Genomic DNA, 10,602 nt, shown 5'->3' with positions numbered 1-10,602 from the left:
TTGGAGTACTCACCGTACATTTTTACTGTAGCTTAGTTTGGAGAACTTTTTGAGGACTTTCGAAAGGAATTTATGAGAAATATGATGTAGCTCATTTTCGAGCTACATCAATAATTAGGGTGTATTATTCTTTAGTTACACCAGCAAGTTCCATCAATGCATCGTGGTCTAAGATAGTGATATATTTACCTTTTACGCTTAGGATCTCAGATTTCTGGAAACGACCTAACAAACGACTGATCGTTTCGACTGTAAGACCAAGGTAGTTGCCAATATCACCACGAGTCATAGTTAAACGAAACTCTCTAGGGCTGAAGCCACGCTGAGAAAAACGCGTTGATAGGTTGTAAAGGAAAGCAGCTAGTCGCTCTTCTGCGTTCTTTTTAGAAAGAAGCAAAATCATTTCCTGATCACCTTTAATTTCGTTACTCATCAAACGCATGATTTGCTGGCGAAGCTTAGGCATTTTACCCGATAGATCGTCTAAAATTTCGTATGGGATTTCACATACCATCGACGTTTCGAGTGCTTGAGCAAAGCTAGGGTGGGAGTCACCAGTGATAGCATCGAAACCGACTAAGTCTCCAGCTAAGTGAAACGCTGTGATTTGCTCATCACCTTGCTCTGTGATCGTATAGCTCTTGATGGTACCAGAGCGGATAGCGTATAGCGATTTTAGCTCATCACCGGCCTTAAAAAGCTCTTGTCCTTTTTGAATAGGCTTCTTACGTTCGATGATTTGGTCAAGCTGATCAAGTTCTGCCTCATTTAGAGTGAACGGGATACACAGTTGACTAATGCTACAATCTTGGCAATGAATGGCGCAACCGCCTGATTGGATACGCTTTGTTGCAGGTTTTTCAGAAATCATAACAACCTTTCACTATTTGATATACATCAATATTTTAGCATCGCTTAATCCTAAAGGGTAGCAAAAATGTCACCTCAATAGAGTTTAACGTTATATGAAACCGAGTAACGCTAAGGCTCCTACAGCGGTATACGTACCATAGCCAATAAGGATTAATGCTGAAATATTTCTAAATATTAATGATTTTTGTAATTTCTGAAAATGATTGGCACCGTATCCAATAATAAGCATTGCAGGTAGCGTTCCGAGCCCAAACGCAAGCATAATTAGGCCGCCGTTCATCGCACTACCAGAAACCGCCGACCAAGTAAGCGCTGAATAAACTAAGCCACATGGTAACCAACCCCAAATAAAGCCAAATGGCAACGCGTGAAGAGGATGCTTTAGTGGCAACAGATTCTTCCCTGCCGGCGAGATAAAGCGCCAGATATACTGCCCTAGCTTTTCTATTAAAAGTAAGCCTTGCCACCATTTAGCAATATACAGCGCGACCAGGATCATGAATAACGCAGCAATCAGCCTTAACCAAGCAAGAGAGTGCGTTAACCCACTAAGCTCAGATAAACCTGATATAGCACCACCCACTAATGCACCTATTAAGGTATAACTGATCAATCGTCCGAGGTTGTAGAAGAGGGGGATAAGAGGGGTAGTTTTATTTTTAGCAGAAGAGCCCATGGTAAGTAGAGACGCGATACCACCACACATACCCATACAATGACCGGCTCCTACTAAGCCGATCATCAACGCACCGATAAAATCAGGAGTCATAAAGGTCGCTACTTTTTATCACTATTAGATTGGTCTTCTTCGTCGAGAAGAATGTTGTGCCCTTGCCGTTCAAGATCTTCAAACTGATCGCTTCTTACCGCCCAAAGAAAAACGGCGACAGCAACACAAACGAGAACGATAGCGATGGGAATCAATATATAAAGACTTTCCATGTTTGCTTTCTCTACTTATTTCTCTTTGAGCAGGCGCAAAGAGTTAGATACAACGATAATTGAGCTTGCAGACATGCCAACTACTGCAATGTAGGGAGCCACTAAACCTGCGACCGCCAAAGGCAAAATTAACAGGTTGTAACCCAAAGACCAAGCCAAGTTTTCTCGAATAATCTTTCTTGTACGCAGTGCAAGCAAACGTGCTTCTAGTAGCTTTTCGAGATTATCCCCAAGTAACGTCATATCTGCAGAAGCTTTAGCGACATCTGTACCACCGCCCATTGCGACAGAAAGGTGAGCTCCGGCGAGAGTCGGCGCGTCATTGATTCCATCACCAACCATCATAGTGATACTGTTTTCGTCCAAGCTCTTAAGGTATGCAAGCTTATCTTCTGGCTTTGCTGACGCGACGATGTGATCGATACCAATTTCATTCGCCACTGGTTGGGCGTTTGAGAGAGAATCACCAGTTAGCAGGGTTGTCTTAATTCCAGCGTCAGCAAAACGTTGAATAAAGGCTTTGCTTTCTTTTCGGATAGGGTCGCGGTAGTAAAAGCTAGCGACATGCTTGCCATCAACCGACAGATAGACCGCCTGGCTTTCACCACTTTCTTTGCCTTGAACAAAAGCAGCACTACCTATCTTAACGATTTTGCCATTCCACATACCCTCAATCCCTGAACCAATCACGTTTTGCACGTCAGACACGATAAAGTCATCATTGGTGTAAGTTGCAAAAGAACGAGCGATAGGGTGGTTTGCATGAGCCTCTAAAGCTGCAGCTAGTGATAGACAATCTTTCTGTGGGAGATCACTAAGTATCTTTGTTTCACAGATCTCAATATCACCTTTCGTTAGAGTGCCTGTTTTATCTACAACTAAGTGGTTGATCTTACATAGTGTCTCAAACACATGGCCTTTACGTAGTAAAATGCCAAAATTACCCATTCTAGAGGTAGCACAAGTGAGTGCGGTCGGTGTGGCCAGAGATAGCGCACATGGACACGTAGCGACTAGCACAGACAGCATGATCCAAAACGCATCATCTGATTTTGTTTGATGCCAGTAAAACCAAGTACCAGCAGAGATAATAAGAATCACACCAACAAAGTAACGGGCGACAATGTCTGCAATTTCCGCAATTTTAGGTTTGGAGTGTTGAGCTTCATCTTGTAAACGCACGATGTTAGAAATCATTGAATCGGCCTTTGAGCTTACTACCTCAAGTTCAAATGATTCGTCTCCGTTTAGCGTTCCCGCATAAACAATATCGCCTTCTCGTTTCACAACATGCACTGACTCACCCGTTAGCATGGATTCATCAATATGAATACGGCCTGAAATAACTTTACCGTCAGCGGGGATATGTTCACCAGGTAGAACGCGAATACGAACGCCAACTTTTAGCGTCTTCACGGGTATCTGATCACCGTCCAGCGTTGTAGCAATTGCCGGAATCAACTTAAGAAGGTTACCACTCGCTGCAGCAGCTTTGCGACGAGCGCGCATCTCTAAGAATCGACCTACTAACAAAAAGAAGGTAAACATCGAGATAGATTCAAAGAAGACTTCGCCTTGTTCAGTTACTGTTGCAACTAAACTTGCAACATAGGCAAAGATCAACGCAATAGAAACCGGGACATCCATACCAAGGGTTCGGCCTTTGATACTGCGCCATGCGTTTAAGTAAAATGGAAGAGCGGAATAAAGCAAAACAGGAGTAGCAAAAATCAAACTTACCCAACGAAAGTAACTTTTAAACTCTGGCTCTAAATCACCAAAGACTTCGAGATACAGTGCAACGGCGAGCATCATGATCTGCATGGTTGCTAAACCTGCAATACCTAGCCGATATAGATATTGCTTCATCATTCGATGGTAAGAGGCTTCTTGCTTATCTGCTTCAAAAGGTGCAGCTTTGTAACCAAGTTTATGAATAACGGAAAGGAGCTCGCTTAACCGTACCTGAGTTTTATCCCAGGCTAGTAACGCTCGATTGGTGGTTGTATTAACACGGATAGATACCAACCCGGCCGTATTAGAAACTTGCTTTTCGATTAACCACGCACAAGCGGCACATGAAACGCCTTCCAAAGAAAGGGTTACTTCAGAAACATTTTCGCGATTTCGTACGAATTCAGATTGTACATCCGCATTGTCATAATGAATTAAAGCTTGGAGTTGCTCTGGTACTAGGTCTGCCTTTTCTGCAGGCGCAGTGCGGTATTGGTAATATGATACAAGACCACTATCGACAATAGTCTGCGCCACAGTTTCGCAGCCCGGACAACACATGTCGCGAATTTCACCCAATATTTCTACTTTGAAATCCGTGTTGGCTGGTACATCTTCACCGCAGTGATAACAGGATTTACACATATGCTTACTTCATTAACGGTGTTGAAGAGGCAGGAAACTCAACTTTACCTTGGATCATCCATTGCTTGTCGTGTGGTTGTAGTTCAACAAACCATGGTCCTTGAATAGATTCCTCAGCTTTTAGTCGGTAATTACCAGATGCATCCGCTGTTACAAGCTTTGTGAAGTCACGATCAGGAAGAGTACGATGAGTGAAAGTGGCCGTTAGAGCAGGGTAATGAGGTAGCTTCCCTTTAGCGAAAACAATCACAACATTGTTATTTTCAGAGGAAATCTCAGCGTTAAGACCTAGGTCACGAGCGACATTCATTTTACTAATGTCGATATTAATGCCTTTGCCTTTTTTATAGTAATCCTCGGCGACTAAAGAAACAGAGTTGTTCGAGAAAACGACCACAGTAATCACAGTCCAAACTACGACAGTAAGAGGAAGGATGATTAGGAACCACGGCCAAAATTGTTTATACCAAGGCTTTACCATAAAAAAGTTCTCAACAGCTAAATGAAAAAATGTAAGGCGTTAAATTTAAAGGAAAGACAGCCCCTATGAAAGGGGCTGTTATTGCTATGTTACGTAATATCTCAGTTACTTACTCTCTGAGTTACTTAAACTCCAGACATATGAGGCAACGAGCTGAACTTTATCTTCACCCAAAATGTCTTTCCACGCAGGCATTACGCCTGAGCGTCCGTTCATTACGGTTTCTGTTACAGCTGCACGAGAGTCACCAAATAACCAGTCTTGGTCTGTAAGGTCAGGCGCACCGACTGCAGGGTTACCCTTACCATCCGTACCATGACAAGCAGCACACACTACGAAGCGTGCTTTACCTGCCGCGGCTTCACGAGCATTTACTTTACGACCAGATAGACTAAGTGTGTAACTTACAACTTCTTGAACACCTTGCTCACCAAGGGCATCTTTCCATGCTGGCATTTGACCAATACGGCCGTGCATGATGGTTGTAACGATCGCTGCTGGCTCGCCACCATATAGCCATGCATCATCAGTCAGGTTAGGGAAGCCTTTCTGACCACGTGCATCAGAGCCATGGCATTGAGAACAGTTTTGCAAAAACAAACGCTGACCAACTTTTAATGCTTCAGGATCTTGCGCAATTTCAGGAATTGGGCGTAGACCACTGTCATTGTGCGCAAGTTTACGGAATGCTTCGCCGAAGTAAGCGTCGGCATCATCCAGTTCTTTTGCATATTGGTTTAGTTGCTTGTTCTCTTGTGCTGCAGCGATGGCTTCTTTTGACTCTTCTAGTGAGCGAACGGTTTGAGCCGAACTCTGCCAGTTTAAAAAGCCCTTGAAGCTACCTAGACCTGGGAATAGGGCAAGGTAAACTGCTGCGAACACAAATGTGCTTACAAACAGGTAAGTCCACCACTTTGGTAGAGGGTTGTTTAGCTCGCGAATACCATCGTACTCGTGGCCCATGTCTTCCCCTTCCTCGACGCCCATTTTATCTTTAGCGCACCAAGTCAGGAGAATCGCACAGCCTACTAGCGTACCGACAGTAATCACGATAATCCAGAGACTCCAGAATGTAGTCATTACTTCTTCACTCCTTGGTTATTAGGGGTCTTTTGTTCTTCGTCAGCAAACACCAAGTTGGCATCTTCTTCAAAGCGTGCTTTACGCTTTTTACTAAATGCCCACCATACGATGCCAATAAAACTAGCGAAGAGTACAACGGTATAAATACTATGAATTGTACCGAAATCCATATGATCCCCTTACTTCATTGCATGACCAAGAGACTGAAGGTAAGCGATGATTGCATCCATCTCTGTTTTACCTTCTACTTCTTTAGCCGAATTCGCGATCTCTTCATCAGTGTATGGAACGCCGAACTGATCACGAAATAGCTCAAGTTTCTTCTGAGTTAGCTTACCGTCTAAAACGTTTTCAGCTAGCCACGGGAAACCTGGCATGTTTGACTCAGGTACAAGCTCACGAGGATCTAACAGGTGAACACGGTGCCATTCGTCAGAATAACGACCACCAACACGAGCTAAATCCGGGCCTGTACGCTTAGAGCCCCAAAGGAATGGGTGTTCCCAAACACTCTCACCAGCAACAGAGTAGTGACCGTAACGTTCAGTCTCTGAGCGGAAAGGACGAACCATCTGGCTGTGACAGACGTTACAACCTTCACGGATGTAGATATCACGGCCTTCCATCTCCAAAGGAGTGTAAGCGCGCAGATTTTCTACAGGTTCAGTCGTTTGCTTTTGGAAAATCAGAGGAGTGATCTCTACAAGAGCACCCCAACTGATAGCAAACACGATAAAAATAGCCAACAAACCGACATTACGTTCTAAGATTTCATGGCGATTATTAGAATTATTACTCATTCTTAAATCTCCTTATGCCGGATGTGGGATAGCTTTTAGGCTTTCTTTAGGTGCACTTACCGTTTTGTACGTGTTGTATGCCATTAGGAACATACCAGATAGGAAGATAAATCCGCCTAGGAAACGTACAAAGTAGAACGGATAAGACGCTTCTACAGACTCAACAAAGCTGTAAGTTAGCGTACCGTCAGAGTTAACCGCGCGCCACATAAGACCTTGCATTACACCAGAGATCCACATCGCAACGATGTAAAGAACGGTACCGATTGTTGCTAGCCAGAAATGCACATTAACTAGACCAACAGAGTACATACGCTCTTGGCCAAATAGGCGAGGTACCAAGTGATATACAGAGCCGATAGAAACCATCGCAACCCAACCTAACGCACCAGAGTGAACGTGACCAATGGTCCAGTCTGTGTAGTGAGAAAGTGCGTTAACCGTCTTAATCGACATCATCGGGCCTTCAAAGGTAGACATACCGTAGAACGACAGTGAAACGATTAGGAAACGTAGGATAGGGTCATAACGAAGCTTATGCCATGCACCAGATAACGTCATAATACCGTTGATCATACCACCCCAAGAAGGAGCAAATAGAACCAGCGACATAACCATACCTAGAGACTGAGTCCAGTCTGGTAGCGCTGTATAATGAAGGTGGTGAGGGCCTGCCCAAATATATAGAGAAATAAGTGCCCAGAAGTGAACGATAGATAGACGGTAAGAATAAACAGGACGTTCAGCTTGTTTAGGAACGAAGTAGTACATCATACCTAGGAAACCAGCGGTCAGTAGGAAACCTACCGCATTGTGTCCATACCACCACTGAACCATCGCATCCACTGCGCCCGAGTAAATCGAGTAAGATTTACCAAGTGACACAGGAATAGCCATGCTGTTCACGATGTGAAGTACTGCTACTGTGATAATAAAGGCACCGAAGAACCAGTTTGCCACATAAATATGTGACGTGTTTCGCTTCACTAGTGTGCCGAAGAACACCACCGCATATGATACCCATACTAGCGCAATTGCGATATCAATAGGCCATTCTAGCTCAGCATACTCTTTACCCGATGTTAAACCGAGAGGCAAAGTAATGGCTGCTGCCAGGATGATTGCTTGCCAACCCCAAAAGGTGAAGGCAACGAGTGGGCCACCAAAAAGACGTGTTTGACATGTGCGCTGTACAACATAATAAGACGTTGCGAACAGAGCACTGGTACCAAACGCAAAAATTACCGCATTAGTATGCAGTGGACGTAAGCGACTGTACGTCAACCACGGCGTATCAAAGTTTAGCTGTGGCCAAACTAATTGAGCGGCAATCAAAACACCAACAGCCATACCAACTATGCCCCATAAAATGGTCACAAGGGTAAATTGGCGAACGACTGTATAGTTGTAGTTTTGTTCAAGCTGCTTTACTTGGCTCATTTGCATGCTTCCAATTTCTAATTAACTACACTTTTACTTCCAACACGACTTGCGTCGTAACACCACCCAAGTAAACTCTAGAATTCAAGTGTTATCATCACCTTATTTCCATTGCTGACTTTAATAAAAAGTGGCATTTTCAGCGTGACACTATACTTGAATTAACAATTCAATGACAGGGTAGTAACCTTACTGGACCTCTGGAAATCATTTTTTATTTAAAAAGTTTGAAGTTTGTAACAAGGATATTAGTAATTATGCCTGCACAAAAGTTAACAAAGGCGCGACTTGCACAAATCTTAATCATGCTCAGTGTTTTAATAGGCGCATTTTTCTGGCGTACCTTTACACACGAGAGTGTTAATAGCGTTGACTGTTCACAAAAAGAACGATGCGATGTAACAATTGAAGGAGAAATAATCACGATTAATAGTGACTCAATGGGAATTTCGCTCGAAACGACAGAAAGTAGCACTCTAAAAATTGATCTAAATCAATCTGGTAATTTTATCAATCTCAACGAAAAGCATAAGTCAGTAGAATGAGACATCATGCCTGAATCGAAAAAAATCACCTTTAAAAAAGGTGAAAACATTGTTGTAGTTCAATTATAAATACGATCTATCACGAGATAATCGTAACTTATTAATGAAATTAACACCTTCTTACCTAGAGAAAATTGGTTGGAATGGTATAACAGCAGAGTGATATCCAATTATAAAATCGTATGCATTGCCAATCAGTTTTTACTCATATTAAAGATGAAGACTCAGCGATAAAAACGCTCAGGTCCGAATTGACACAACAGAACTTGTCTTACGTGATGTGTTACTACACGGAAGAATACAATTTCGAGTTGATTCGAGAAGCGTTTCTTGCGCATTTTCCTGGTGTGCCTTTTCATGGCGCCAGTTCATGTCAAGCCGTAATGACAGATCAGGGCTTTCATACAGGACCAGTAATTGCGGCACTTGCTGTTTATGATACAGGTCCTCATGCTTATGGTACTGGTATTTCTAATCACAACTCAGGTGACAGCGTCACCAATGCTTTGGATATGGCCCTTGAGAACGCAAACCGTGTAGGAGAGGTACCAAACTTAATTCTACTTCATGCTACACCAGGGCAAGAGGAATCAATCATTGCGTCTATAGATGAAAGATTTGGAACTCTAATTCCAATTATTGGTGGTTCGGCCGCTGATAATAACATCGCTGGGAAATGGTCTGTGATAACCGCCCAAGGCTCTCAAACTTCAGGTTTAAGCTTAACTCTCTTTTACTCCTCTCAACCTGTTGATATCGCTTTTAGCGCTGGGCATACACCAACTAATATCAAAGGTGTTGCAACCAAGACCAACGATAGATGCTTACTTGAAATTGATAATGAACCTGCGCTCAATGTTTATAGAAGGTGGACAAATCACCAGGATAACCAAGTAGGTAAAGATAATATGCTGTTTACAAACTCGAGTGCTTATCCATTAGGGCGGATCGCAGGTCATCTCTATGATCGCCCATATTACAAGTTATCCCATCCGATCCGTGAGACGCCAGATGGTGGAATCGAGTTGTTTACACGAATAGAAGAGGGTGACGAGCTCACATTAATGAAAGGAAGTCGTGAGCATCTCGTTGCGCGCGCTGCAAAAGTCGTCAATGCCGCTTTTAACCAAAAATTAGAAGAGTCTCGAAAAATTGGAGTGATAAATATCTTTTGCGCAGGTCCCATGTTGCACTTAATGCAAGACATGAATAGCGTTTGTGAACAAATTAACCAAGAACTAGAACATTTGCCTTTTATTTGCCCTTTTACTTTCGGCGAGCAAGGTAGATTTATTGGTGGTGAGAATGGACATGGAAACCTGATGATCTCATCGGCTATATTCCATAAACCTTATGAAAGATAAATACTTAGACATATATCAACAGGAAGCGCTTCAAGAAGCGTTAGTTGAGCTAAAGCAGGCTAGACAAAGAGAACGACTACTCGCCGATGAAAACAAGGCCATTCTTTCCGCGATATCTGCGATGAGTGAGGCAAAGAATCGGCATGAGATATTTACGGGATTAAACAATGTCCTCAAAAAGTACATCAACTTCGATGATTTTATTGTACTGACTCGCGATGGTGAGCGATATCCCTTCAGGACATTGATATCAACTAATAGCGTATTTGACAATGTATCCTGGTTACACGGTAACACCTATCAAAGAGCTCTCAATGGTGAATGCATTCTACTGTTCGAGCCAGATAAACTCGCTGAGTTTGTTAACTTAAACAGCTTTATAAAAAGCCATGTAAACTCGGTCGTTTTAACTGGTATACGTTCAGAAGTAACGCAAACCGTAATCCTACTTATTGGAGCTCAGAAAGGGCACTTTAGCATAGAGAATAAGGAAACCTTGAGGCGGTTTCGTCCCTTAATTGAAAGGGCGGTCATTGATATCGAGACCAAAGAGAAGTTACAACGTATCGTTGAGGTAAGAACAACTCAGCTCGCTAAAGCAAGAGAAGAAGCAGAGCTTGCGAACCGCTCTAAGTCGGAGTTCTTAGCGATGATGAGCCATGAAATAAGAACCCCTTTAAATTCCGTTCTTGGAG

General features: G+C 43.0%; 11 protein-coding genes and 1 pseudogene. 3 read left to right on the top strand and 9 right to left on the bottom strand.

Features of this window, described 5'->3' with window-relative positions:
• Window positions 1-124: 124 nt before the first annotated feature.
• The 9 genes from IQR33_RS16120 to ccoN all read right to left on the bottom strand — a co-directional run bounded on the left by IQR33_RS16120 (window position 125) and on the right by ccoN (window position 7,998).
• Window positions 125-871, bottom strand: coding sequence for an FNR family transcription factor (locus tag IQR33_RS16120; RefSeq protein ID WP_005377497.1), 747 nt, complete (start codon window positions 869-871; stop codon window positions 125-127).
• A 90-nt stretch (window positions 872-961) separates the two neighbouring features.
• On the bottom strand, window positions 962-1,642 hold the full coding sequence (locus IQR33_RS16115; RefSeq protein WP_017634899.1) for a sulfite exporter TauE/SafE family protein: 681 nt from the start codon (window positions 1,640-1,642) through the stop codon (window positions 962-964).
• Between the two features lie 8 nt (window positions 1,643-1,650).
• Window positions 1,651-1,815: a cbb3-type cytochrome oxidase assembly protein CcoS gene (gene ccoS, locus IQR33_RS16110; RefSeq protein ID WP_005377493.1), complete on the bottom strand. Its 165-nt coding sequence runs from the start codon at window positions 1,813-1,815 to the stop codon at window positions 1,651-1,653.
• Between the two features lie 15 nt (window positions 1,816-1,830).
• Window positions 1,831-4,194, bottom strand: coding sequence for a heavy metal translocating P-type ATPase (locus tag IQR33_RS16105; protein ID WP_193837369.1), 2,364 nt, complete (start codon window positions 4,192-4,194; stop codon window positions 1,831-1,833).
• 4 nt (window positions 4,195-4,198) lie between these two features.
• On the bottom strand, window positions 4,199-4,675 hold the full coding sequence (locus IQR33_RS16100) for a FixH family protein (protein ID WP_005377489.1): 477 nt from the start codon (window positions 4,673-4,675) through the stop codon (window positions 4,199-4,201).
• Between the two features lie 105 nt (window positions 4,676-4,780).
• Complete coding sequence (gene ccoP, locus IQR33_RS16095) at window positions 4,781-5,755, bottom strand: cytochrome-c oxidase, cbb3-type subunit III (RefSeq protein WP_005377487.1); 975 nt, start codon at window positions 5,753-5,755, stop codon at window positions 4,781-4,783.
• On the bottom strand, window positions 5,755-5,928 hold the full coding sequence (locus IQR33_RS16090; protein ID WP_005377485.1) for a cbb3-type cytochrome oxidase subunit 3: 174 nt from the start codon (window positions 5,926-5,928) through the stop codon (window positions 5,755-5,757). Before IQR33_RS16090 ends, ccoP begins: the two co-directional genes overlap by 1 nt.
• A gap of 9 nt (window positions 5,929-5,937) precedes the next feature.
• Window positions 5,938-6,558 carry a cytochrome-c oxidase, cbb3-type subunit II gene (gene ccoO, locus IQR33_RS16085; protein WP_005377475.1) on the bottom strand — a complete coding sequence of 207 codons (621 nt, stop codon included), beginning with the start codon at window positions 6,556-6,558 and terminating at the stop codon, window positions 5,938-5,940.
• Window positions 6,559-6,570: 12 nt separating this feature from the next.
• Window positions 6,571-7,998: a cytochrome-c oxidase, cbb3-type subunit I gene (gene ccoN, locus IQR33_RS16080; RefSeq protein ID WP_005396488.1), complete on the bottom strand. Its 1,428-nt coding sequence runs from the start codon at window positions 7,996-7,998 to the stop codon at window positions 6,571-6,573.
• Between the two features lie 257 nt (window positions 7,999-8,255).
• Here ccoN and IQR33_RS16075 point away from each other — a divergent pair.
• The 3 genes and pseudogenes from IQR33_RS16075 to IQR33_RS16065 form a co-directional block, all read left to right on the top strand.
• A pseudogene (locus tag IQR33_RS16075) lies at window positions 8,256-8,612 on the top strand (hypothetical protein).
• 113 nt (window positions 8,613-8,725) lie between these two features.
• The gene (locus tag IQR33_RS16070) at window positions 8,726-9,907 is read left to right on the top strand and encodes an FIST signal transduction protein (protein ID WP_085569882.1); all 1,182 of its coding nucleotides are present in this window, start codon (window positions 8,726-8,728) and stop codon (window positions 9,905-9,907) included.
• Window positions 9,897-10,602, top strand: a 706-nt coding sequence (locus tag IQR33_RS16065; protein ID WP_322631775.1) for a histidine kinase dimerization/phospho-acceptor domain-containing protein, incomplete at its 3' end; no start/stop codon positions are given. The genes IQR33_RS16070 and IQR33_RS16065, both read left to right, overlap by 11 nt.

The sequence above is a fragment of the Vibrio sp. OPT46 genome (assembly GCF_015163535.1).
Taxonomy (GTDB): domain Bacteria; phylum Pseudomonadota; class Gammaproteobacteria; order Enterobacterales; family Vibrionaceae; genus Vibrio; species Vibrio alginolyticus.
The sequence above is the reverse complement of the archived record's forward strand: the minus strand, read 5'-3'. Positions and strand labels throughout refer to the sequence as shown.